19 protein-coding genes and 1 tRNA gene are annotated in these 22,516 nt (G+C 73.5%); 11 read left to right on the top strand and 9 right to left on the bottom strand.

Translation table 11 applies throughout. The features are described 5' to 3' along the window. Window positions 1-62: 62 nt before the first annotated feature. Complete coding sequence (locus BX266_RS38735) at window positions 63-227, bottom strand: hypothetical protein (protein WP_180290549.1); 165 nt, start codon at window positions 225-227, stop codon at window positions 63-65. A gap of 273 nt (window positions 228-500) precedes the next feature. Between BX266_RS38735 and BX266_RS20425 the strand changes: the two genes are divergently transcribed. The 3 genes from BX266_RS20425 to BX266_RS20415 all read left to right on the top strand — a co-directional run bounded on the left by BX266_RS20425 (window position 501) and on the right by BX266_RS20415 (window position 2,972). Further along, the gene (locus BX266_RS20425) at window positions 501-1,445 is read left to right on the top strand and encodes an ABC transporter ATP-binding protein (RefSeq protein WP_099901848.1); all 945 of its coding nucleotides are present in this window, start codon (window positions 501-503) and stop codon (window positions 1,443-1,445) included. 73 nt (window positions 1,446-1,518) lie between these two features. After that, window positions 1,519-2,328: an ABC transporter permease gene (locus BX266_RS20420; RefSeq protein ID WP_099901846.1), complete on the top strand. Its 810-nt coding sequence runs from the start codon at window positions 1,519-1,521 to the stop codon at window positions 2,326-2,328. Between the two features lie 167 nt (window positions 2,329-2,495). Further along, entirely contained in the window at window positions 2,496-2,972 is a 477-nt protein-coding gene (locus BX266_RS20415) for an ATP-binding protein (RefSeq protein ID WP_099901845.1), read from the top strand. 59 nt (window positions 2,973-3,031) lie between these two features. Here the strand turns inward: BX266_RS20415 and BX266_RS20410 are convergent. Further along, window positions 3,032-3,104, bottom strand: a tRNA-Arg gene (locus tag BX266_RS20410). A 152-nt stretch (window positions 3,105-3,256) separates the two neighbouring features. On the opposite strand from BX266_RS20410, the gene BX266_RS20405 reads away from it, so the two are divergent. Both BX266_RS20405 and BX266_RS20400 read left to right on the top strand, forming a co-directional pair. Next, window positions 3,257-4,018 (top strand): polyprenol monophosphomannose synthase, encoded by a 762-nt coding sequence (locus BX266_RS20405; protein WP_099901843.1) that lies wholly within the window; start codon window positions 3,257-3,259, stop codon window positions 4,016-4,018. A gap of 76 nt (window positions 4,019-4,094) precedes the next feature. Beyond that, window positions 4,095-4,997 (top strand): YhjD/YihY/BrkB family envelope integrity protein, encoded by a 903-nt coding sequence (locus BX266_RS20400; protein ID WP_099901841.1) that lies wholly within the window; start codon window positions 4,095-4,097, stop codon window positions 4,995-4,997. A 74-nt stretch (window positions 4,998-5,071) separates the two neighbouring features. Here the strand turns inward: BX266_RS20400 and BX266_RS38730 are convergent, their stop codons facing one another. Further along, window positions 5,072-7,672 carry a serine hydrolase gene (locus BX266_RS38730; RefSeq protein ID WP_180290548.1) on the bottom strand — a complete coding sequence of 867 codons (2,601 nt, stop codon included), beginning with the start codon at window positions 7,670-7,672 and terminating at the stop codon, window positions 5,072-5,074. A gap of 300 nt (window positions 7,673-7,972) precedes the next feature. On the opposite strand from BX266_RS38730, the gene BX266_RS20380 reads away from it, so the two are divergent. The 3 genes from BX266_RS20380 to BX266_RS20370 all read left to right on the top strand — a co-directional run bounded on the left by BX266_RS20380 (window position 7,973) and on the right by BX266_RS20370 (window position 10,078). Continuing rightward, complete coding sequence (locus tag BX266_RS20380; protein WP_099901832.1) at window positions 7,973-8,701, top strand: GPP34 family phosphoprotein; 729 nt, start codon at window positions 7,973-7,975, stop codon at window positions 8,699-8,701. A 316-nt stretch (window positions 8,702-9,017) separates the two neighbouring features. Continuing rightward, window positions 9,018-9,875: a helix-turn-helix transcriptional regulator gene (locus BX266_RS20375; protein WP_099901830.1), complete on the top strand. Its 858-nt coding sequence runs from the start codon at window positions 9,018-9,020 to the stop codon at window positions 9,873-9,875. After that, window positions 9,872-10,078 carry a DUF397 domain-containing protein gene (locus BX266_RS20370; RefSeq protein WP_099901829.1) on the top strand — a complete coding sequence of 69 codons (207 nt, stop codon included), beginning with the start codon at window positions 9,872-9,874 and terminating at the stop codon, window positions 10,076-10,078. The genes BX266_RS20375 and BX266_RS20370 overlap by 4 nt, the downstream gene beginning before the upstream one ends. 79 nt (window positions 10,079-10,157) lie before the next feature. Here BX266_RS20370 and BX266_RS20365 read toward each other — a convergent pair whose 3' ends face one another. Further along, window positions 10,158-11,255 carry an ADP-ribosylglycohydrolase family protein gene (locus BX266_RS20365; RefSeq protein WP_099901827.1) on the bottom strand — a complete coding sequence of 366 codons (1,098 nt, stop codon included), beginning with the start codon at window positions 11,253-11,255 and terminating at the stop codon, window positions 10,158-10,160. A gap of 169 nt (window positions 11,256-11,424) precedes the next feature. Here BX266_RS20365 and BX266_RS20360 point away from each other — a divergent pair, with 169 nt between their 5' ends. Further along, the gene (locus BX266_RS20360) at window positions 11,425-12,519 is read left to right on the top strand and encodes a tyrosine-protein phosphatase (protein WP_099901826.1); all 1,095 of its coding nucleotides are present in this window, start codon (window positions 11,425-11,427) and stop codon (window positions 12,517-12,519) included. Here BX266_RS20360 and BX266_RS20355 read toward each other — a convergent pair. Further along, window positions 12,516-15,104: a bifunctional FO biosynthesis protein CofGH gene (locus tag BX266_RS20355; RefSeq protein WP_099901824.1), complete on the bottom strand. Its 2,589-nt coding sequence runs from the start codon at window positions 15,102-15,104 to the stop codon at window positions 12,516-12,518. The genes BX266_RS20360 and BX266_RS20355 overlap by 4 nt on opposite strands. 214 nt (window positions 15,105-15,318) lie before the next feature. Between BX266_RS20355 and BX266_RS20350 the strand changes: the two genes are divergently transcribed. After that, complete coding sequence (locus BX266_RS20350; RefSeq protein WP_143686970.1) at window positions 15,319-16,500, top strand: DUF2092 domain-containing protein; 1,182 nt, start codon at window positions 15,319-15,321, stop codon at window positions 16,498-16,500. Here BX266_RS20350 and BX266_RS20345 read toward each other — a convergent pair. Next, window positions 16,497-16,862: a hypothetical protein gene (locus BX266_RS20345; RefSeq protein ID WP_099901821.1), complete on the bottom strand. Its 366-nt coding sequence runs from the start codon at window positions 16,860-16,862 to the stop codon at window positions 16,497-16,499. The genes BX266_RS20350 and BX266_RS20345 overlap by 4 nt on opposite strands. A gap of 227 nt (window positions 16,863-17,089) precedes the next feature. Here BX266_RS20345 and BX266_RS20340 point away from each other — a divergent pair, with 227 nt between their 5' ends. Continuing rightward, window positions 17,090-18,340 carry an ABC transporter substrate-binding protein gene (locus BX266_RS20340; RefSeq protein WP_180290547.1) on the top strand — a complete coding sequence of 417 codons (1,251 nt, stop codon included), beginning with the start codon at window positions 17,090-17,092 and terminating at the stop codon, window positions 18,338-18,340. Between the two features lie 6 nt (window positions 18,341-18,346). Here BX266_RS20340 and rarD read toward each other — a convergent pair whose 3' ends face one another. From rarD to BX266_RS20325, 3 genes are all read right to left on the bottom strand, one after another. Then, the gene (gene rarD / locus BX266_RS20335) at window positions 18,347-19,273 is read right to left on the bottom strand and encodes an EamA family transporter RarD (protein ID WP_099901818.1); all 927 of its coding nucleotides are present in this window, start codon (window positions 19,271-19,273) and stop codon (window positions 18,347-18,349) included. Between the two features lie 102 nt (window positions 19,274-19,375). Then, a complete protein-coding gene (locus tag BX266_RS20330; RefSeq protein WP_099901816.1) occupies window positions 19,376-20,413 on the bottom strand; it encodes a 2-oxoacid:ferredoxin oxidoreductase subunit beta in 1,038 nt (345 codons plus the stop codon). Then, the gene (locus tag BX266_RS20325) at window positions 20,410-22,377 is read right to left on the bottom strand and encodes a 2-oxoacid:acceptor oxidoreductase subunit alpha (RefSeq protein WP_099901815.1); all 1,968 of its coding nucleotides are present in this window, start codon (window positions 22,375-22,377) and stop codon (window positions 20,410-20,412) included. The genes BX266_RS20330 and BX266_RS20325 overlap by 4 nt, the downstream gene beginning before the upstream one ends. Between the last annotated feature and the right edge of the window lie 139 nt (window positions 22,378-22,516).

Genomic DNA, 22,516 nt, shown 5'->3' with positions numbered 1-22,516 from the left:
GGGCCGGAGGTGGGGTGCGGGGGTGGGCCGCCGGAGCGGACCACCCCCGCACAGGACCCGAATTACTCGGCCGCGACCTCGGCGACGGAGTTCGACACCGAGCTGAAGCTCGACACCGGGCAGGCGGCGGAGAGCAGGGAGGAGACGGAGACGCCGCCGTTGACGGTGTCCAGCTCCTCGACCTCGATGTCGAACTGCTCGTCCTTGTTGATCTCGTTGGCAGCCATGGGAATCTCCCTCGGTTTCGCGGCTCCGGCCCGCTTGTCGGGTCGGTCGCCTCGGCCTTTCCTTTTCGCCCTTCGCTTTCCCGGTTTTCGCTTTCTCCGGTTCCGCTCTCGGCGATGTCTCAACTATGACCGAGTTCCGAAAACCCGTGCAGTAGGAGATGTCAGATTCCGCGGGGCGTAAATGTCACCGCCCCGGATGACATTTTGCACATACTCCGACCTGCAGTGATGCGCTACTTGCCCGAACGTGCGCGGACGCGTCACGCTTCCCGTATGACACCTCTTTCCGAGAATTCCCCGGCCGTGGAGGTAACCGGTCTGCGGCGCAGTTACGGCGACTACGAGGCGGTGCGCGGCATCTCCTTCTCCATCGCCCGCGGTGAACTGTTCGCGCTGCTCGGCACCAACGGCGCGGGAAAGACCACCACCCTGGAGGTCCTGGAGGGCCACCACCCGCCGACCTCGGGCAGCGTCCGGGTGCTCGGCGGCCTGGACCCGTTCACGGCCGGGCCGCAGGTCCGGCGCCGGACCGGGGCGATGCTCCAGGAGGGCGGCTTCTTCAAGGAGTTGACCGTCAAGGAGACCGTCGACTGCTGGCGCACCTTCACCAGCCGCGCCCGGCCGACCGCCGAGGTGCTGGCCAGGGTCGGGCTGGAGCCGAAGGCCGGCACCCGGGTCGGCCAGCTGTCCGGCGGCGAGCGACGGCGCATCGACCTGGCGCTGGCCGTGCTCAACGACCCCGAGCTGCTGTTCCTGGACGAGCCGACCACCGGCATGGACCCGGAGGCCCGCCGCGCCACCTGGCGGCTGGTCAAGGAACTGCGGGCGGCCGGCACCACCGTGGTGCTGACCACCCACTACCTGGAGGAGGCCCAGCAGTTGGCCGACCGGGTCGCCATCATGGACCGCGGCGTGATCGCCGCCGCCGGCACCGTGGGCGAGGTGCTGTCCGGCCGCGGCGACCTGATCACCCTCCCGCTGCCACCCGGCCGCCCCCTCGCCGCACTGCCCGAACTGCTCGGCTCCGCACCGTCGTTGGCCGACGGCCGGGCGGTCTACCGGGTGCCCCGCTCGGCCCCCGCGCTGGCCGCGCTGCACTCCTGGGCAGCCGCGCACGACGTCGAGCTCGACGGCCTGGAGGTGCGCTCCAGCTCGCTGGAGGACGTCTTCCTCGACCTGGCCGCCCACCACCCCGTCCCCGAGGGAGCCTCCCGATGAGCGAGCGGAGCGAGCGAATCATCAAGGACTGCGCACGGGCGAATGCTCCTGCCGAGCGAAGCGAGGTGGGCGCATGAGCTGGATCGCTTACGCCAAGGGCCAGTTCGGCCTGTCCTGGAAGGTGTTCTGGCGCAACCGGCGCTCCACCTTCATCGGGTTCCTGCTGCCGGTGCTGCTCAACCTGGTGATCGCGGCGCCGCTGCGCCAGCAGCGGATCGGCGGGGTGAACGCCGCCGGGTACGTGGCGGTCGGGCTGCTCGGGCTGGCTCTGGTCACCTCCTTCGTCAACCTGCTGAACAGCGTGGTGGCGCGCCGCGAGGAGCTGGTGCTGAAGCGGCTGCGCGGCACCGAGTGCCCGCCGAGCGCCGTCTTCGCCGGGCAGTTGGGCGCGGGCGGGGTGGTGGTGCTGATCCAGGCGCTGGTGCTGGGCGGCGTCGCGGTGGGCTGGTTCGGAGCGCCGCTGCCCGCCGACCCGGCGCTGCTGCTGCTCACCCTGCTCGGCGGCTACCTGCTGTTCTCGGTGCTGGCGGTGGCGCTGAGCGGGCTCACCCCGTCCACCGAGTCCGCGCCGCTGGTCGCCACGCCCGTCCTGGTGCTCTGCATGTTCGGCGCCGGCGTGTTCACCCCCGTGGCCGGGCTGCCGCACTGGCTGCAGGGCCCGGCCGGCGCGCTCCCGCTCGCTCCGGTGATCCGCGGCCTGCGCACCGCCTGGTTCGGCCGTGGGTTCGGCCCCGAGACCTGGACCGGGGGCCCGCTGCCCACCCTCGACCTGCTCCACGGCTGGGCCTCCGCCGGGCCCTCGCTGCTGCTGGTCGCCGCCTGGCTGGCCGCCGCCACGATGCTCGCCCGCCGTCTGCTCCGCTGGGAGCCCCGGCGGGGCTGACGCCCCGTCCGCCTGCTCACCTCCGACCGGCCCGCCCCGTCCCAAGTGCCCGCCCCGCGCGGGACCTCCGGCCGTGGCGGGCCGGCGCGCTCGGACGGAGGCTGGAGGGTGCGGGTCGTCTCCTGTCGTCGGCGGGTGCCCGTACGCATCCATCGGAGGCCCCCGCGATGTCCCGAAGCCCGGCGCAGCTCAGCCTGTTGACGCTCGACAGCTCCCCGGAGGCGGTGGCCGGCGCCCGCCGGCACACCACGCAGGTGCTGCGATGTTGGCGGGCCCGGGTCGAACTCTCGGACGCCGCACGGCTGGTGGTCTCCGAGCTGGCCACCAACGCGCTCCGGGCCCGCCCCGACCGGGCCGGCTTCACCCTCTCGCTCGCGCTGTCCGGCGAATCCCTGCTGGTCCAGGTCGGCGACCACGATCCGCGCCCGCCCCGCCCGCGCACCGCCGCACCCGACGCCACCGGCGGCCGCGGCCTGCTCCTGGTCGGCGAACTCTCCACCCGCTGGGGCTACTACCCCACCACGCCGGACGGCAAGGTGGTCTGGGCCGAACTCCTCGCCGAACACGACACCCCCGCCACCACCCGCGTCGACGCCACCCAGCCGCTGCTCCCCGCCTCACCCCCGCCGGCGGCCCCGCGCTGACACCCCCCAACGCCGCAGGCCCCCCACCCGGAACGGGCGGAGGGCCTGCGTAGATGCTGTGCCCCAGGCAGGATTCGAACCTGCGACACCAGCTTTAGGAGAGCTGTGCTCTATCCCCTGAGCTACTGAGGCCAACCCGCCACAGCCTAGCGGATCAGCCCCGTCGGTCGGCCCGCGGTTTTCCGGCGGCCCGTGGTGGGTGGGGATCGCGGCCCGTCCGGTGGCCTACCGTGGGTCTTGCGCACGTGTGCACCCCGGCTCGCCGTACCGAAAGGCATCCGTCTGTGAGCGCTTCCCCGGAGACCCCGTTCGCCGGTCTCGGCAGGATCCTGGTGATCATCCCGACGTACAACGAGGCGGAGAACGTCGAGCGGATCGTGTCCCGCGTCCGCGCTGCCGTCCCCGAGGCGCACCTGCTGGTCGCGGACGACAACAGCCCGGACGGCACCGGCAAGCTGGCCGACGGGCTGGCTGCCGACGACGAGCACGTGAAGGTGCTGCACCGGAAGGGCAAGGAGGGGCTCGGCGCGGCCTACCTCGCCGGGTTCCGGTGGGGGATCGACAACGGGTACGACGTGCTGGTGGAGATGGACGCGGACGGCTCGCACCAGCCGGAGGAGCTGCCGCGGCTGCTGACCGCGCTGCACAGCGCGGACCTGGTGCTGGGCTCCCGCTGGGTGCCGGGCGGCGCGGTGGTGAACTGGCCGAAGTCGCGGCTGCTGCTCTCCAAGGGCGGCTCCACCTACTCCCGGCTGATGCTGAACGTGCCGATCCGCGACGTCACCGGCGGCTACCGGGCGTTCCGCAAGGAGACCCTGCTGGGCCTCGGCATGGACCAGGTCGCCTCGCAGGGCTACTGCTTCCAGGTGGACCTGGCCTGGCGGGCCGTGAAGGCCGGCTTCAAGGTCGCCGAGGTGCCGATCACCTTCGTGGAGCGCGAGCACGGCGCGTCGAAGATGAGCCGCAGCATCGTGGTCGAGGCGCTGTGGCGGGTCACCGCCTGGGGCGTGACCGACCGGGTGGCCCGGCTCACCCGGAAGAAGTAAGCGGCAGCGCTCCGCCTCCGCGGTCCGGGTGACGATGGAAGTTCCCCGGCCCGGCGGAGCTTGCGGAGGTTTCGGCGTGACAGAGTCACTGCAGCGAGCGGAACGGGACCCCGAGCCGAAACGGTGGGAGTCCACGAAGGCCCGGGCGGCCCGGCTGGCCGAGTCCGCCAAGGGCGCGCCCGAGCGGATCCCGCTGGTCGGGCGCGCGGTCAGCAACCTGATCCGGGTCAACCTGCTGGACAACGCGACCCGGCTGGCCGCGCAGGCGTTCCTGTCGGCCCTGCCCGCGCTGTTCGTGGTCGCCGTGTTCGCCCCCGCGACCGTCAAGCACAGCGTCACCGTCTCGCTGCGCGAGCAGCTCGGCCTGCAGGGCGCGGCCCAGCAGCAGGTCCAGCAGCTGATGAACACCCACCCGGACGGCGCCGCCCAGGGTTTCGGCGCGCTCGGCGTACTGGTCACGCTGGCCTCGGCCACCGCGCTCAGCCGGGCCCTGCAGCGGGTCTGCGAGCGGGCCTGGGAGATGCCGAAGCACAGCGCCCGGCTGGCGCTCTGGCGCTGGGTGGTGTGGCTGCTCGGCTGGCTGGTGTTCCTGCTGATCCAGGTCCCGCTGCGGGACGGCTTCGGCGCCGGCTACTGGCTCGGCGTCCCGCTGACCTTCGTGGCCTCCACCGCCGTCTGGTGGTGGACCCAGCACCTGCTGCTCGGCGGCCGGATCCGCTGGTTCCCGCTGCTGCCGGGCGCGGTGCTGTGCGGCGTCGCCGAGGTCGGCCTGGGCATCGCCTCGAAGGTGTACCTGCCGCACGCGATGTCCACCTCGGTGGAGCGGTTCGGCGGGTACGGGGTGGTGTTCACCGCATTGTCCTGGCTGATCGCGCTGTTCGCCGCCATCACCCTGGCGCTGGTGCTCGGCCGGGTGATCTCGGAGGAGCCGCCGGTGGCCCGCCGGCTCGGCACCCGCACCGAACGCGGCGGCTGGTAGGCGGCAGACGCGGCTCCGGCCCGGACGGGAGTGTTCCGTCCGGGCCGGAGCCGTTTCCGACGGCCCGGGGTGTGTCAGCCCAGGCGCAGCAGGCGGGAGGCGATGGACGGCGGCGCGAGGTCGCTCTGCAGCGCCACCGGGATCTCGACCCGGCCGTCGCCGTCGCCCGCCGAGAGGGTGCCGACCTGGGTGCCGGCCGGCAGGGTGTGGGCGATGGTGCCGATCGGGGCCAGGGTGAGGTGCGCGGTGATGCCGGACCAGCCCGCCACGGTGAGGTCCTTGGTGGCCACCACCGGGACCTTGCCGCCGACGCCGTCGCTCACGTAGCCGACCACGTCGCCCTGCTTGGCCAGGGTCTGCCCGGCCAGCGTGGCCTGCGCCGCCACGTTGATCTTCTGGCTGACCGGCTGCGCGGCCCGGACGAGGCTGGGCTCCTCCTTGGTGGCCGGCTGGGCGAGCGTCACGCCGATCAGGGTGCGCTTGACGCCGCCGATCTCCTTGACCGCCGCCCACATGAAGCAGGACTGGGCGGGCGTGGAGGAACCGGTCTTCACCCCGATGTTGCCGTTCTTCCCGAGCAGCGCGTTGGTGTTGTAGATCCGCTGGTTGTTGAACCGGGTGTCCGGCTCGGCGACCACCTGCCGGAAGATCTCGTTCCTGATCACCTGCTCGGCCAGCTTCAGCTGGTCCTTCGCGGTCGACTTGGTGTCGTTGTTGTACCCGGCCGGGTCGGCGTACGTGGTGTTGGTCATGCCCAGCTGCGCGGCGGTGTCGTTCATCTTCTTGACGAACGCCTCCTCACTGCCGGAGTCCCAACGGGCCAGCAGCCGGGCCACGTTGTTCGCCGACGGCAGCATCAGCATCTCCAGCGCCTCGTACTGGGTGAGCTGCTGACCCTCGGTCAGCGTCACCTTCGACTCGTCGGCGTTGGACGACTCCTGCGCGGCCTGCTTGTCGACCGTGATCAGCGGCCCGCTCTGGCCCTTCTTCAGGGGGTGCGCCTGCAGGATCAGGTACGCGTTCATCACCTTGGTGACGGAGGCGATCGGGACCGGCTTCTCCTCGCCGGACGCGCCGAGGTCGCCCACGCCGATCACCTCGGCGGCGGCCTGGCCCTTCGTCGGCCACGGGATGTTCGGAGCGTCCCCGCCGAAGGTGAAGGAGTCCGCCAGCCCGAGCTTCGCCTTCGGCTGCGGCAGCGGGCGCAGCAACTGGGCGGTGACGAGCACGCCCAGCACCACGGACAGGAACACGCCCCAGATCACCACCCGCTTCATCGCCCGGCGCAGCGGCGTCATCGGACGGGCGCTGAGCGCCCTCAGCACCTCCAGCGCCTCGATGGTGTTCTCGGGCGCCGGCGGCAGCTCCGGCCCGGGACCCGCGGCGGCCGCCGGCGGGGCCACGGGAGGAACCACCGGCGGCGCGGCACCGGCCGCCGGGGCCGGCTTGGGAGCGGACGCGGGAGCCGACGCCGGCGCGGGCCCCGGCTTCGGCGCACGGGCCGGAGCCGGAGCGGCCTCGGCGGCGGGCGCGGGGGTCTTGGGCAGCCGCAGCATGACGGTCTGCTCGGGGCGGTCCTTGTCGACCCGCAGAGTCATCGTCGGCTCGGGCCCGGCCGAGTCGGTCTCCGCCGCGGCTTCCGCCCCGGACGCGGCCGCGGCCTTGGACTCGGCCGTGCCCTTCGCCGCGTCGTCCTCCTTGGGGCGGCCCGTCTCCACTCGCAGGGTCATCGTCGGCTCAGGACCGGCCGACCGGGACCCGGCCCCGGTCTCCGGCTCGGGCGCGACCGCAGCCCTGGGATCAACCGCGGCCTTCGGCCCGACATCCGCCTTGGCCGCAGCCCCGCGCCCAGCCTCGGACGTGGCCCCGCCCACGGCACCCGCCGCAGCCTCCGCGCCGGACTTGGCCTCAGCCTTCGCCTCGTGCGTGGCCTCAGCCTCGGCCTCGGACTTGGCATCAGCCTTGGGCTTGGGCGCGACCGCCGTCCTGGGATCAACCGCGGCCTTCGGCTCGACATCCGCCTTGGCCGCAGCCCCGCGCCCAGCCTCGGACGTGGCCTCGGACTTGGCACCCGCCGCAGCCTCGGACTCGGCCTCAGCCTTGGGCTTGGGCGCGACCGCCGTCCTGGGATCAACCGCGGCCTTCGGCTCGACATCCGCCTTGGGTGCAGCCTCCCGCTCCGGCTCGGCCTCAGCCGTGGTGTTGACCTTCGCCTGCGGCTTGGGTGCGACCGCCGTTCCGGGGTCGGCTGCGGCCTCGGGCTCGGCCGTAGCCGCCGCCGGGCTCTTCGGTGCGTCGCCGGTGTCGGGCGTCGGCAGTGCGCCCTGTCGCAGCGTCATGGTGGGTGCGGGCCCGGCGGTTTCGGGGGCGGTGTTCTCGTCCCGGTCCGCGGGCTCCTCGTCGGGGGCCGTCTCAGGGGTGTCGTCCTCGGTGTCCCGAGGGGTGGGACGGGGCTCGGTGAGGGCAGCGCTGGCTTCGGGGAGGTCGGGGTCGGTGACCCGGAGGGTGGTGGTGTCGCGGTCGGTGGGCAGGCGGAGGGAGGTGGTGGCGCTGTCCGTATCGCGGACGCGAAGGTGGACGGTGGAGCCGCCCTCGCCGGCCTCGTTCGGGGCCTGCTCGGCCTCGGCCGGCCGCGTCTCGCCGTCTCGCCGCTCGCTCTGCGGGGACTCGCCCACGTAACCCACTCCTCCTCGTCCGCCCGGCACCGCCGGTCCGATCACACAAGCTGGTTTTTTTCGGGCGGGTTCTCGGCCCGGCCCGGCACCTGTACAGTCTCCGGCACCGAGCCCGTGATGGCCCGCCACACCCCGCCCGACCGGCGGTTTTTCCCGGCCTTACGAGCCGTTGCCCGGTCAGACGCGGAGCTGTCCGACGGTGGTTCCCGCCTGCCCGGGCAAGGTCACGATTCGGAGGCGTACTCGACAAGCCTGTGTGAGAGGCGTCACCCTGTCATTCATCCACGCGGGGAGGCTTGGATGGGCAGAGGCCGTCGAACCATTCCTGAGGAGCTCCTGTTGCTCGCGCTGGACCCGGCCACGGGTACCACCGCGCAGCCGCAGACCCTCGACCTCGGACTTGCCGGGGCGCAGCTCGTCGAGCTGGCTCTGGCCGGAAGGATAGCCCCGGACGGGGACCGGATCGCCGTGGTGGTGCCACGGCCGACCGGTGACCCGACCCTTGATCATGCGCTGGAGCTGCTGCGCAGGCGCGGCAGTCCGGTGCGCGCCGCGCACTGGATCGGTGGCCCGCGCCTGGGCCTGCGGCAGACGTACCTGGCGCACCTGGAGCGGTGCGGCATGGTGACGGCCGTGGCCGGTCAGGTGTGCGGGGTGCTGCCGACGACGCGGTACCAGGCGTCGGACGACTGCACCAACGCGGCGATCAAGCAGCGGCTGGACACCGCGATCCGCACCGGCGTGCCGCCGGACCCGCGGACAGCGGCGCTGGCGGCGCTGGCGCACGCGGTGGGTCTGGGCAAGCACCTGTACCCGGGCAACGAGGGGCGGTCCTCGCGCTCCCGGTTGCGGGACCTGATCAGGTACGACCCGTTGGGCGGCATGGTGGCCCACGCGGTGATGGACGTGCAGAACGGTCTGCCGGCGCAGGCCCAGGGCAGGTCGGCGGCGCCCGCGGGTTCGCGCGGTCCGGCCGGTCGGCCCGCCGCCGCGGGGCGGAGTGTGGCCAGCCGGGTGGGCGCGCGATGAGCGGCGCACGCCGTTAGCAGTCGGTTCGGCAGGAGGGCGGTCGGCCCGGTGCGATGCACCGGGCCGACCGCCCTTCGCGTTCCCCGGTTCCTCCGACGGACCGTCAGGGGGCTTCTAGCGCACGGGATGCCCTATAGCGCGCAGGCGCGCCGGGCGCAAGACCGGTGTTCCCGAATGAGCTATTTTCCGATGATCTGTTCTACTGCCGTCCCGCGATTCCCAGGCACGGACTGCAGTTGAGGTGGCATGCTGCTCAGCGTCAGGGGGGTTGGTACCAATTACCGCACTGTTGCCAGAAGTAGGGCCGGAGGTCGATGTGTCCGCCAGCGTGAATCCGACGGTTCGCCGCCGCAGGCTCGGCGCCGAACTGCGGCGCCTGCGCGAACTCAGGGGGATGACCGCCGAAGAGGTGGCCGGCCGCCTGATGGTCTCCCAGTCGAAGATCAGCCGGCTGGAGAACGGCCGCCGCTCGATCAGCCAGCGCGACGTCCGCGACCTGTGCGACGTCTACGAGGTCGAGGACGAGCGGGTCCGCGCCGGGCTGATGGAGATGGCCAAGGAGTCGCGCCAGCGCGGCTGGTGGCACGAGTTCGGGGACATCCCGTACAGCGTCTACATCGGCCTGGAGGCCGAGGCCTCCTCGATCCGGGCCTACGAGTCCTCGTTCGTGCCGGGCCTGTTGCAGACCCGGGAGTACGCCGAGGCGGTGGTCGCCGGCACGCAGCCGGACACCGACCCGACCGCCATCCGCCGCCGGGTGGACGTGCGGCTCAAGCGCCAGCACCGGATACACGGCGAGGACCAGCTGGGCAGCCTCTGGGTGGTCATAGACGAGGCCGTGCTGCGCCGGCAGGTGGGCGGGCAGCGCGTGATGGCGGAGCAGTTGTTCCAGCTCGTCGCGCTCGGCGAGCGGCCGAACATCAACCTTCAGGTCATCCCGTTCGTCCACGGCGCCCATCCCGGCATGACCGGGACATTTTCCCTGATGGAGTTCCCCGAGTCCGCGGATTCCACGGTCGTCTACTTCGAAGGAGTGACGAGCGATCTCTACCTGGAGAAGGAAGCCGACGTACGCCGCTATACCAATCTGTACGACCACCTGCGGGCCGCGGCGCTGAGTGTCGCGGACAGCCGGTCGATGATCACCGATATCGCAGAGGAGTTCATGAAATGAGCAAGGCCACCGACAGCCTGACCTGGCGCAAGAGCAGCTACAGCGGCGGCAACGGCGCCTGCGTCGAGATCGCCGTGCCGAGCGCCGCCTCGATCGCGGTCCGTGACTCCAAGGACCCGCAGGGCCCGCAGCTGCGCTTCTCCAACGAGGCCTGGGCCGCGTTCGCGGCGGCCGCCGCCACCGGCGCCTTCGGCGAGGTCTGATCCTCCACCGGCTCCCCCCGTGCCCGCCGCTTCCCGCGCGGCGGGCACGTCCGTTTCCCGGGGCCCGGGCGACGGGCCGTCAGGCGGTCGGGTAGCGGGCGGCCCAGCCCTCGGTGCCGTGCAGTTCGGGGCCGTGCAGGAGTTCCAGCACCAGGTCGTCGGCGAGCTCCAGGACGGTGCCGCGGCCCTCGACCTCGGCGACCAGCTCCGGCGGGAGGGCGGTCTCGCCGTGCAGGGCGCCCAGCAGGTTGCCGCAGATCGAGCCGGTGGAGTCGCTGTCCCCGGAGTGGTTGACGGCCAGCAGCAGGCCGCTGCGGACGTCCTCGGCGACCAGCGCGCAGTACAGGCCGATGGCGAGCGCCTCCTCGGCGACCCAGCCCTCGCCGAGCTCCTCGACCCGTTCGGGGGACGGCGCCCCGACCCGGACGGCGTCCAGGGCGGCGCGCAGCGCGGCGGTGGTCTCCTCGTGGCCGGTCCGCTCGGACAGCAGGGCCAGTGCCAGGTGCACGCCCTCCTCCAGGGTGCCGCCGCGGGCCACCGCGTGGACGATCACCGCGAACGCCCCGGCGGAGAGGTAGCCCGTGGGGTGGCCGTGGGTCAGCACCGAGCACTCGACGGCCAGTTGGAACACCAGCGCCGGGTCCCAGGCGGTGAGCAGGCCGAACGGGGCGGCCCGCATCACGGTGCCGCAGCCCTTGGAGCCGGGGTTGCGCGGCTCGTCGACGGTCGGCAGCGGGCCGTTCTCGGTGCCGGCCAGACCGGACAGGCAGGCCTGGCCGGGGGCGCGGCGGGCGTACAGCCACTCCTCGCGGCCGAGCCAGCCGAGGTCCTTGCGGCGCTCGTCCGGGCCCCAGTCCTGCTGGGTGGCGTGCCAGCGCAGGTAGGCGCGGTGCACGTCGGTGGGCGGGTGCCAGGCGCCGCCGTCGCGGGCGATGTGCGAGCGGATCAGGCCGTCGACGGTGAACAGCGTCATCTGGGTGTCGTCGGTGATCGCGCCGCGCCGCCCGTACGCGGGGACGTAGCCGGTCACGCCGTTCTCGCCGTGCGCCTCGCGGATCTGCTCCAGCTGCTCGAACTCGATGCCGCCGCCGAGCGCGTCGCCGATCGCGCCGCCGAGCAGGCAGCCGCGGACCCGGCTGCGGAAGTCCTGCTGCTGGGCGCGCGACCACAGGGGCATCACGGGGCGGAACCTTTCGGTCGGGGGCTTCGGACAGCAGACGCACTGTATTCGAAGACCCGCGCGAAAAGTCGGGCCGTCCCGCACATCGATTCGTTCAACAGTCTGTTGCGGCCCGGACATCCGCAGGTCACCGGCCCCGCAGCCGGCCTGCCTACGGTCGGCGTCCATGACCTCCCCCCGCACCGGGCTGGCCGCCGCGGTCGCCCTCACCGCCGCGCTGACCACCGCGCCCGTGCTCGCCGCCCCGCCCGCCTCGGCCGCCCCCGCCGCCGTCTCCGCCCCGCACTCGGCGCACGCGATCCCGTTCACCGCCGCCACCGCCACCCAGCAGGCCGACGGCTCCTTCACGATCAGCTGGGCCGCGTCCGGCGCCCGCCGGGTCACCGTGTACGCCGGCACCGACCGGGACCGCATCGCGCACCGCCGGGCCGTGGCGCACGGCGACGGCAGCGGCACCGTCACGGTGACCGGCCTGGCCGCGGCGGACCGCTGGTACTTCGAACTGGTGCCGGACCGCGGCGCGCCGCTGGTGGTCGCCGACCGCTCGCTGCACCTGGCCTCCGCCCCCAACTTCCGCGACCTGGGCGGCTACCGCACCGCCGACGGCCGGTGGGTGAAGCTCGGTCAGGTCTACCGCTCGGACGACCTGAGCAAGCTGACCGACCAGGACCTCGCCAAGCTGCACCGCCTGGGCATCCGCACCGTCTTCGACCTGCGCACCCCGGCCGAGCAGCAGTCCGCCCCCGACCGCCTCCCGGTCGGCGCGAGGGCGGTCTCGGCGAACGTCCTGGGCGCCGCCGACACCGGCCGATTCGAGGTCACCGACCCACAGGCCGCGGTCGACATGATGGTCGCCGCCGAGCGCACCATGGTGTCCTCCGACACCGCCCGCGCCGCGTACTCCCAGCTGCTGGCCGCCGCCGACGACCGGGGCGCGGTGCTGTTCCACTGCACCGCCGGCAAGGACCGCACCGGCTGGGGCGCTGCCGCGCTGCTGACCGCGCTCGGCGTGCCGCAGGAGACCGTGCGGGCCGACTACCTGGCGTCCAACGCCTACCGGGCGCAGGTCAACGCCGCGACCCTGGCCCAGCTGCCGCCGGCCTACCGGTCGGTCTACCAGCCGCTGCTGGACGTCCGCCCCGAGTACCTGGCGGCGGGCTTCGACGAGGTGGAGGCCCGCTACGGCAGCTTCGACGCCTACCTGAGGTCGGGCCTGGGCGTGAACGCGAAGAAGCTGCGGCAGGACCTGCTGGTCGGCTAGTCCAGCACCGGCAGCAGTCGGGGCAGGTGCCCGTCGGAGGCCAGCGCGGCGGCGCGGCGTTCGGCGGGCACCTCGCCGTACAGGGTGGTGCGCTGGCGGGCCGGGCGGCCGGCCAGCGCGGCGATCGCCTCCAGGTCGCGGACCGACTTGTAGGAGCCCCAGGAGGAGCCCGCCATCCGGGAGATGGTCTCCTCCATCAGGGTGCCGCCGAGGTCGTTGGCGCCGCTGCGGAGCATCTCGGCGGCGCCCTCCGCACCGAGTTTCACCCAGCTGGTCTGGATGTTGGGGATGTGCGGGTGCAGCAGCAGCCGGGCCGTCGCGGTCACCGCCCGGTTGTCGCGGGCGGTCGGGCCGGGCCGGGCGATGCCCGCCAGGTAGACCGGCGCGTTGGTGTGCACGAACGGCAGGGTGACGAACTCGGTGAAGCCGCCGGTGCGTTGCTGGATCTCGGCGAGCAGCCGCAGGTGGCCCAGCCAGTGCTGCGGGGTGTCGACGTGCCCGTACATCATGGTCGAGGAGGAGCGCAGGCCCAGCTCGTGCGCGGTGGTGACCACCTCGACCCAGGTCGCGGCGGGCAGCTTGCCCTTGGTGAGGACCCAGCGCACCTCGTCGTCGAGGATCTCGGCGGCCGTGCCGGGGATCGAGTCCAGCCCGGCGCCCTTGGCCCGGATCAGCCACTCGCGGATCGACAGGCCGGTCCTGGTCGCCCCGTTGACCACCTCCATCGGCGAGAACGCGTGCACGTGGATGCCGGGCACCCGCTCCTTCACGGCCTGCGCGATCTCGAAGTAGGCGCTGCCCGGCAGGTCCGGGTGGATGCCGCCCTGCATGCACACCTCGGTCGCCCCGACCTGCCAGGCCTGTTCGGCCCGTTCGGCGACCTGCTCCAGCGACAGGGTGTACGCGTCCGCGTCGGTGCGGCGCTGCGCGAAGGCGCAGAACCGGCAGCCGGTGTAGCAGACGTTGGTGAAGTTGATGTTCCGGGTGACGCAGTAGGTGACGTCCTCGCCGACGGTGTCGCGGCGCAGCTCGTCGGCGATCCGGGTCAGGGCGTCGAGGGCGTCGCCGTCGGCCTGGAACAGGGCCAGCGCCTGGTCGTCCGTCAGCCTGCGGGGGTCGTCGGCGGCGGTGGACAGCGCCGCCCGGAGGTCCGCGTCCAGCCGGCGCGGGGCCGGGACGCCGACCCGCTCGCGCAGCGACTCCCAGTCGCCGTACACGTCGTCGAAGTCGGAACGGCGGTCGCCGGTGCGGCCCTCGGTGTCCACGGTGCGGAACAGGTCGGTGCGGCCGCCGCCGGTCATCGGCTCCTCGGGCTCCTGCCAGGGCAGGCCGGTGGGGCGCGCCCCTTCGAGGGCCAGGCCGGTGGCCGGGTCGGCGAGCGCCCGCACGTGCGGGAGCAGCCGCGGGTCGAGCCAGGGCTCGCCGCGCCGCAGGTACTCGGGGTAGATCGTCAACCGCTCGCGCAGGGCGAACCCGGCCTCGCGGGTCCGCTCGGCCAACTCTTCGATGTGCGGCCAGGGGCGTTCCGGGTTGACGTGGTCGGGCGTCAGCGGCGAGACGCCGCCCCAGTCGTCGATGCCGGCGCCGATCAGCAGCGCGTACTCGGCGTCCACCAGGTTCGGCGGGGCCTGGATCCGGGCGGCCGGGCCGAGCACCAGCCGGGCCACCGCGACGGCCGACGCCAGCTCGGACAGCTCGGCGTCCGGCATGCGGCGCATCGCGGTGTCCGGCTTGGCGCGGAAGTTCTGCACGATCACCTCCTGCACGCCCTGGTAGGCGCGGGAGACCTTGCGGATCGCCAGCAGCGACTCGGCGCGCTCCTCGTGGCTCTCGCCGATGCCGATCAGCACGCCGGTGGTGAACGGGACGGCGCTGCGCCCGGCGTCCTCCAGCACCCGCAGGCGCACCGCCGGCTCCTTGTCCGGGGAGCCGTGGTGCGGGCCGCCGGGCTCCGACCAGAGGCGGGTGGCGGTGGTCTCCAGCATCATCCCCATCGACGGGGCGACCGGCTTGAGGCGCTGGAAGTCCGTCCAGGTCAGCACCCCGGGGTTGAGGTGCGGCAGCAGGCCGGTCTCCTCCAGCACCCGGATCGCCATCGCCCGGACGTACGCCAGGGTGTCGTCGTAGCCGTGCGCGTCCAGCCACTCGCGGGCCTCCGGCCAGCGGTCCTCGGGGCGGTCGCCGAGCGTGAAGAGGGCCTCCTTGCAGCCCAGTTCGGCGCCGCGGCGGGCAATCTCCAGCACCTCGTCCGGGGACAGGTACAGGCCGTGGCCGTCCTTGCGGAGCTTGCCCGGCACGGTGACGAAGGTGCAGTAGTGGCAGCGGTCCCGGCACAGCCGGGTGAGCGGGACGAACACCTTGCGGGAGTAGGTGATGACGCCCGGCCGGCCGGCCTGCTCCAGCCCGGCGTCGCGGACCCGGGCGGCGACCGCGCACAGCTCGACCAGGTCCTCGCCGCGGGCCCGGAGCAGCACCGCCGCCTCCGCGACGTCCAGCGCCACGCCGTCCCGGGCCCGGCGCAGCGCGCGCCGCATCGCCGTCGGGGTGGGGTACTCGGCGGCCGCGGGCGGCGTCTGAGGGCTCATGGGCCCGACCCTACGCGAGCACTCCCCCTGCGGGACTACACCGACCCTGACGGTGTCTCAGGGTCGCAATACGCCGGCTACAGCGCGAGACGTACCGCGATCTGCTGCCGCCGGGCGACGCCCGCGGGCCGCCGGACGTCTCTAATGGAGAGTGACAGCACAAGGAACTCGGAAGGGGGCTGCAATGGACCAGGACTCCACGGCAGGACCGGACATGACGACACCTCCGGCCGCCGGGCGGCGCACCGCCGTCCGCATCGGCGTGCCCGTCGCGATCGCCGCCGCGGTCGCCACCGGCATCGGCCTGGTGCCGGCGCTGGCCAGCGACGAGACGCCCGACCTGCCCGCGATCAGCGCGCAGGACCTCGTCGCCAAGGCGCTCGCCGCCGACACCGACACCTTCAGCGGCACCGTCCGGGTCAGCGCCGACCTCGGCCTGCCCACCGCGTTGACCGACGCCGCCAGCGGCTCCGGCCCGCTCGGCGACCTCGCCCGCAGCGCCGGGGCGAGCACCGGTGGCGCGAACCCTCAGCTCAAGGCCGTCGAACTGCTCGGCGGCTCGCACACCCTGACGGTGGCCGCCGACGGCCCCGACCGGCAGAAGCTCACCCTGGCCGGGCAGAAGTCCGGCTACGAGCTGGTCCACGACGGCGACCAGCTGTGGGCGTACGACCGCAACTCCCAGCAGGCCCTGCACCTCACCGGCGCGAACGGCGCCGGCGGCCACCGGGCGGGCGCCGACGCCGGCATCGGCTCGATCACCCCGCAGGAGATCGCCAAGCAGCTGCTGACCGCCTCCGAGGCCTCCACCTCGATCACCGTCTCCGGCACCGAGCGGGTCGCCGGGCACGCCGCGTACCGGCTCAGCGTCAAGCCGAAGCAGGCCGGCTCCACGGTCGCCGAGGTGCGGATCGCGATCGACGCCGAGAAGGGCATGCCGCTGGCCGTCCAGCTGCGCACCGTCGACGGCGCGACCGCGTTCGACGTCCGGTTCGGCACGCTGTCCTACGCCAAGCCCGACGCCAAGACCTTCCGGTTCAGCGTCCCCAAGGGCGCGAAGGTGGTCGAGCAGCCCGCGGACTCGCTGGGCGGGAGCCCGCTGCCGTCCTTCCTGCCCACGCCGGGCGCCGACCACCCCGCCGGTGACCGGCCCGCCGGGGAGAAGCCCGCCGGCGACCGGGCCGACGCCGCGGTCATCGGCGAGGGCTGGACGACCGTGGTCCGCGGCAGCGCGGGCGCGGACGCCGCGAAGGGCCTCGCCAAGTTCACCGGCCGCGCCGTCGACGGCGGCACGCTGGTCTCCACCCGGATCGTCAACGCCCTGATCACCCCGGACGGCCGGGTGTTCGTCGGCGCGGTGACCCCGGAGACGCTGGCGAAGGCCGCGAAGGGCTAACGGCGGTCGGCGCCCCGCCGCCGGTCCGCCGCCGTGGCCGTGCCACGGGTGGACGCGGCGGCGAGGGCCAGGGCCGGGAGGTGCGAGGGCGGGACGAGGAAGAGCGGGGACCAGCCTTCGGTGACCAGGCGGACGCCCGCGGTGAGGCCGTGCAGGCGGGCCCGGGGCGAGCGGCGGAGCTCGACCCGGTCGAGGCGGTAGGGCGGGAGCAGGTCGACCGGGTCCCCGTCCCGCGGCTGCCAGCGGATCGCGGCGGGCAGGCCGGTCAGCTGGGTGATGCACAGTTCCCCGCTCTGCGACCCGCCCGCTTCCCGCCGCACGGCGGGAACGTGGCGGAGCACGGGACGAGCGAGGTGGACCATCGGAGTTCCTCCCGCGCGCCGGGACAGCTGCGGCCGGGTCGCGCAGCACGGACGTTAGCAGCCCGGGCATCCGGTTGAGGAGATCCCGAGGAGGCGTTCTTCACGAGCGCCGGGCCGGTTGCGGCACTTGACGCGGACTCGGGCCGGGCGGTGGGATGGTGGGCCGCCCCGGACCGTTCGTCCATTGTTCGCCCGCCCGCCCGTTCGACCCGTCCGCTGGGAGTGCCGTGCCGATCAGCCGCCGTGGAGTCCTGCTGGGCGCAGTGGCGGCCGCCTGCGCCACCGCGCTGGCCCGGTACGGGTCGGCGGAGGCCAGTTCGGGGTCCGGTCCGGCGGGGCTGCTGGAGGTGGCGACGGGCTGGACGTCCGGCCCGGAGCAGAACGGGCTGCAGGCGCTGCTGGCGGCGCTCAAGGGCCGTGCCCCGGACGTCACCTTCGTGGCCGGCGACGGCTCCAACCCGGCCGGCGGGGACCTCTCGGCGCGGCTGGCCGCGGGCTCGCCGCCGGACAGCTTCCGGTGTTCCGGCGGCGCCGAACTGACCGAGCTGGCCGCGCACCTGGAGCCGCTGGACGCGCTGTTCCGAAGATCCGGCCCGGCGGCCGGTCTGCCCGCCCGGCTGCTGCCCGGGCTGCGGGTCGGCAGCGCGCTGTACGCCGTCCCGGCGGGCGTGCGGCGGACCAACCTGCTGTGGTCGAACCCGCAGCTGCTCGCCGAGGCCGGGGCCGGGCACGCTCCGCGGGACACCGGCGCGCTGATCGCCCAGCTGCGGCGGGTCGCCGCCACCGGCCGCACCCCGCTGGCCGTCGGCGGCCCGGTCGAGGTGCTGCACCTGGCGGAGACCGTCCTGCTGGCCGCGCACGGCCCGGACGCGTTCGCCGCGCTCTGGCGGCCCGGCGGCCCGTGGCAGGGCTCGGCCACCACCGGCGCGCTGCGCACCCTGGACGCCCTGCTGGAGCTGGCCGAGCCGCCCGCTCCCGACGCCGACTGGACGGACGCCGCCCGGCAGCTCGGCAGCGGCCAGGCCGGTTACCTGATCACCGGCGACTGGGTGGAGGGCTGGCTGCGGACCGGTCTGGGCCTGCGCCCGGACGTCGACTACCGGTGGGCGGCCGCGCCCGGCACCGACGGGCTGTTCCAGTCCCGGGCGGACGTGTTCGCCCTCCCCCGCGGCGCCCGGCACCGCCCGGCGGCGCTGGCCTGGCTGGAGCTCTGCGCGAGCCTGGAGGGCCAGCTGGCGCTGAACGGGGCGCGCGGAGCCGTCCCGGCCCGGATCGACCTGCCGGAGCCCGCCCGGGCCCTGTTCGGCCCGTACGCCCGGTGGTCGCTGGACGAGTGGCGCGGGCACCGGCCGCTGGACTCGCTGACCCACGGCGGCCTGCTCGGGTCCCGGCGCAGGGCGGTGGCGCTGGCCGCCGCCGCCGCGTTCACCGTGCACCGGGACAGCGCGCGGCTGGCCCGCGAGCTGGCCCGGGTCTGACGACGGTCAGCCGGCGACGGTCTCCAGCACGGGGGTCCGCCGGCGCTCCGCCTGCACCCGGCGCAGCGCGTCCGCGCTGAGCACCACCAGGGCCACCCAGACCAGGGCGAAGCCCGCCCAGCGGGCCGGCTGCATCGACTCGTGGAAGACCAGCACGCCGATCGAGAACTGGAACACCGGCGCCAGGTACTGCAGCAGCCCGAGGGTGGTGAGCGGCACCCGGAGCGCGGCCGCGCCGAAGCACATCAGCGGCACCGCGGTGATCACCCCGCTGACCATCAGCAGCGCGGTGTGCCCCCAGCCGTAGTGGCCCAGGCTGCCCCGGCCGGTGGCCCCGAGCCAGATCAGGAAGGCGAGCGCGAACGGGAACATCACGGCGCTCTCCACCGCGAGGCTCTCCGCGCCGCCCAGCCCGACCTTCTTCTTGATCAGGCCGTAGGTGGCGAAGCTGAAGGCCAGGGTCAGCGCGATCCACGGCAGCCGGCCGTAGGCGACCGTCAGCACGGCGACGGCCGCGGCGCCGATGCCGACCGCGGCCCACTGCGGGGTGCGCAGCCGCTCGCGCAGCACCAGCACGCCGAAGGCGATGGTCACCAGCGGGTTGATGAAGTAGCCGAGGCTGGTCTCCACCACGTGGCCGGAGTTCACGCCCCAGATGTAGACGCCCCAGTTCACCGAGACGGTGGCGGCGGCCAGCGCCAGCAGCGCGAGCCGGCGGGGCTGGCGCAGCAGCGGGCGGATCCACCCCCAGCGGCGGCGGACCAGCAGCATCGCGGCGACGGCGACCAGCGACCACACCATCCGGTTGGCCAGGATGTCCACAGCTCCGGCGGGTTCCAGCAGCGGCCAGAACAGCGGGAACAGGCCCCACATCCCGTACGCCGCGAACCCGTTCCAGAGCCCGACCCTGGCCTCCCGCGAACCGTCCGCCATGGCCTGCCCTTCACCCGCGTACCGACATGGTCAACCGAAAGGTAGCGGTACGCGGGCGAAGCTGTCATCCACAAAGTGCGGTTTGACTGCTGACAGGAGGGGCTAGGCGTTCACCGTCCAGGTGCTCTGGCCGGTCAGCAGGGCGGCCAGGTCGCCGCGGCCCTTCTGCTGCTCGGCCTGCGCCAGCTGGTCGGCCATCAAGGTGTCGTAGACCGGCCGGGAGACGTCCCGCAGCACGCCGATCGGCGTGTGGTGCAGGGTGTCGGCGTCGGCCAGCCTGGTCAGCGCGAAGGCGGTGGTGGAGCCGGCCGCGTGGGCGTCGTGGACCAGGGCGGTGCCCTCGCCGCGGGGGGCGATCCGCAGTTCGCCGTCGGCGTCGCGGACCACGTGCCGGTCCGCCCCGACCAGCACCGGCTGCCCGTGCTCCAGGCGGATCAGCGCCTCGTCGCGGGTGCCGGGCTCCTTGAGGATCTCGAACGCGCCGTCGTTGAAGATGTTGCAGTTCTGGTAGATCTCCACCAGCGCGGTGCCCTCGTGCTGGGCGGCGGCCCGCAGCACGGACTGCAGGTGCTGCCGGTCGGAGTCGATGGTGCGGGCCACGAAGGTGGCCTCGGCGCCGATCGCCAGCGACAGCGGGTTGAACGGGGCGTCCAGCGAGCCCATCGGGGTGGACTTGGTGATCTTGCCGAGCTCGCTGGTCGGCGAGTACTGACCCTTCGTCAGCCCGTAGATCCGGTTGTTGAACAGCAGGATCTTCAGGTTGACGTTCCGGCGCAGCGCGTGGATCAGGTGGTTGCCGCCGATCGACAGCGCGTCGCCGTCACCCGTCACCACCCACACCGACAGGTCCGGGCGGGACGCCGCCAGGCCGGTGGCGATCGCCGGGGCGCGGCCGTGGATCGAGTGCATCCCGTAGGTGTTCATGTAGTACGGGAAGCGCGAGGAGCAGCCGATGCCGGAGACGAAGACGGTGTTCTCCCGCCGGATGCCCAGCTCGGGCATGAAGGACTGGACGGCGGCCAGGACGGCGTAGTCGCCGCAGCCCGGGCACCAGCGCACTTCCTGGTCGGTCTTGAAGTCCTTCGCGGACTGCGGGGCGTCCGCCTTGGGGACGAGCCGCAGCGCGGGGAAGTCGGTCATCGGGTCTCCTCCGCCTCGATGGCGCCGATCGCCGCGTGCAGCACGTCGGCGAGCTGGGCGGCCTTGAACGGCAGGCCGCGCACCTGGTTGTAGGACTGGGCGTCGACGAGGTACTTGGCGCGCAGCAGCAGGGCGAGCTGTCCGAGGTTCATCTCGGGGACGATCACCCGCTGGTAGCGGCCCAGCACCGCGCCGAGGTTGGCCGGGAACGGGTTGAGGTGGCGCAGGTGGGCCTGGGCGATCAGGCCGCCGTCCGCCCGCACCCGGCGCACCGCGGCGGCGATCGGGCCGTAGGTGGAGCCCCAGCCGAGCACCAGCACCTTGGCGTCCCCGCTCGGGTCGTCCACCTCGACGTCCGGCACCTCGATGCCGTCGATCTTGGCCTGCCGGGTGCGCACCATGAAGTCGTGGTTGGCGGGGTCGTACGAGATGTTGCCGGTGCCGTCCTGCTTCTCGATGCCGCCGATCCGGTGCTCCAGGCCGGGCGTGCCGGGCACCGCCCACGGGCGGGCCAGGGTGTGCGGGTCGCGCTGGTACGGGCGGAAGGAGCCGTCCGCGCCGTTCGGCTCGGTGGCGAACTCCACCCGAAGGTCCGGGAGTTCGTCGACCGTCGGGATCTTCCACGGCTCGGAGCCGTTGGCCAGGTAGCCGTCCGACAGCAGGAACACCGGGGTGCGGTAGGTCAGCGCGATCCGGGCCGCGTCCAGCGCCGCGTCGAAGCACTCGGCGGGCGTCGCGGGCGCCACGACCGGCACCGGGGCCTCGCCGTTGCGGCCGAACATCGCCTGCAGCAGGTCCGCCTGCTCGGTCTTGGTGGGCAGGCCGGTGGACGGGCCGCCGCGCTGGATGTCGATCACCAGCAGCGGCAGCTCCAGCGACACCGCCAGGCCGATCGTCTCCGACTTCAGCGCCACGCCCGGGCCGGAGGTGGTGGTCACGCCCAGCGCGCCGCCGAACGCCGCGCCGAGCGCCGCGCCGATGCCGGCGATCTCGTCCTCCGCCTGGAACGACCGCACGCCGAAGTTCTTGTGCCTGGACAGCTCGTGCAGGATGTCCGACGCCGGGGTGATCGGGTACGAGCCGAGGAACACCGGCAGCCCCGACCGCTCCCCCGCCGCGACCAGGCCGTAGGCCAGCGCCAGGTTGCCGGAGATGTTCCGGTAGGTGCCCGCGGGCAGCTTGGCCGGCGGGATCTCGTAGGAGACCGCGAAGTCCTCGGTGGTCTCGCCGAAGTTCCAGCCCGCGCGGAACGCGGCGACGTTGGCCTCCGCGATCTCCGGCTTCTTGGCGAACTTCTGACGCAGGAACAGCTCGGTGCCGTGGGTGGGCCGGTGGTACATCCAGGACAGCAGGCCGAGCGCGAACATGTTCTTCGCCCGTTCGGCGTCCTTGCGCGCCAGGCCGCTGTCCTTCAGCGCCTCCAGGGTCAGCGTGGTCAGCGGCACCGGGTGCAGCCGGAACGACTCCAGCGAGCCGTCGGTCAGCGGGTCCGCCGACCAGCCGACCTTCGCCAGCGCCCGCTTGGTGAACTCGTCGGTGTTGACGATGATCTCCGCGCCGGCCGGCAGGTCCGGGAGGTTCGCCTTCAGCGCCGCGGGGTTCATCGCCACCAGCACGTCCGGCGCGTCGCCCGGGGTGAGGATGTCGTGGTCCGCGAAGTGCAGCTGGAAGCTCGACACGCCCGGCAGGGTGCCTGCGGGGGCCCGGATCTCGGCCGGGAAGTTCGGCAGCGTGGACAGGTCGTTGCCGAACGCGGCCGTCTCCGAGGTGAACCGGTCGCCGGTGAGCTGCATACCGTCGCCCGAGTCGCCTGCGAACCGGATGATCACCCGGTCCAGCCGCCGGATCGGCTTGGCCGCCCGGCCGGACCCGCCCTGCGGGCCCGACCGGGGCGAGGCCGGACCCGTCCGGCGCTCGCCGTCCGAGCCGTCCACTGCCTCTGACTGATCGACCTGACTGGTCACTGCCGCGGACCTCCTCGAAGGGGAACCAGCAGCGGGCGTGAGCCGTGTGCCCCGTCCGCCTGGCGCACCAAGGGAATCCTAAGCGGGCAGAGCACGACTGGAAGGGAACTCGCACAGACCGTCCCGGCGGGTCTCCGAG

This window comes from Streptomyces sp. TLI_171 (genome assembly GCF_003610255.1).
GTDB lineage: Bacteria > Actinomycetota > Actinomycetes > Streptomycetales > Streptomycetaceae > Kitasatospora.
The sequence above is the reverse complement of the archived record's forward strand: the minus strand, read 5'-3'. Positions and strand labels throughout refer to the sequence as shown.

Bases quoted from the DNA above. Each gene is read 5' to 3' on its own strand.
- BX266_RS20345 (WP_099901821.1), bottom strand. From the start codon at position 16,862: ATGGTCCACCTCGCTCGTCCCGTGCTCCGCCACGTTCCCGCCGTGCGG.
- BX266_RS20425 (WP_099901848.1), top strand. From the start codon at position 501: ATGACACCTCTTTCCGAGAATTCCCCGGCCGTGGAGGTAACCGGTCTG.
- BX266_RS20370 (WP_099901829.1), top strand. From the start codon at position 9,872: ATGAGCAAGGCCACCGACAGCCTGACCTGGCGCAAGAGCAGCTACAGC.
- BX266_RS38735 (WP_180290549.1), bottom strand. From the start codon at position 227: ATGGCTGCCAACGAGATCAACAAGGACGAGCAGTTCGACATCGAGGTC.
- BX266_RS20380 (WP_099901832.1), top strand. From the start codon at position 7,973: ATGGGCAGAGGCCGTCGAACCATTCCTGAGGAGCTCCTGTTGCTCGCG.
- BX266_RS20360 (WP_099901826.1), top strand. From the start codon at position 11,425: ATGACCTCCCCCCGCACCGGGCTGGCCGCCGCGGTCGCCCTCACCGCC.
- BX266_RS20350 (WP_143686970.1), top strand. From the start codon at position 15,319: ATGACGACACCTCCGGCCGCCGGGCGGCGCACCGCCGTCCGCATCGGC.
- BX266_RS20420 (WP_099901846.1), top strand. From the start codon at position 1,519: ATGAGCTGGATCGCTTACGCCAAGGGCCAGTTCGGCCTGTCCTGGAAG.
- BX266_RS20365 (WP_099901827.1), bottom strand. From the start codon at position 11,255: ATGCCCCTGTGGTCGCGCGCCCAGCAGCAGGACTTCCGCAGCCGGGTC.
- BX266_RS20355 (WP_099901824.1), bottom strand. From the start codon at position 15,104: ATGAGCCCTCAGACGCCGCCCGCGGCCGCCGAGTACCCCACCCCGACG.
- BX266_RS20415 (WP_099901845.1), top strand. From the start codon at position 2,496: ATGTCCCGAAGCCCGGCGCAGCTCAGCCTGTTGACGCTCGACAGCTCC.
- BX266_RS20330 (WP_099901816.1), bottom strand. From the start codon at position 20,413: ATGACCGACTTCCCCGCGCTGCGGCTCGTCCCCAAGGCGGACGCCCCG.
- rarD (WP_099901818.1), bottom strand. From the start codon at position 19,273: ATGGCGGACGGTTCGCGGGAGGCCAGGGTCGGGCTCTGGAACGGGTTC.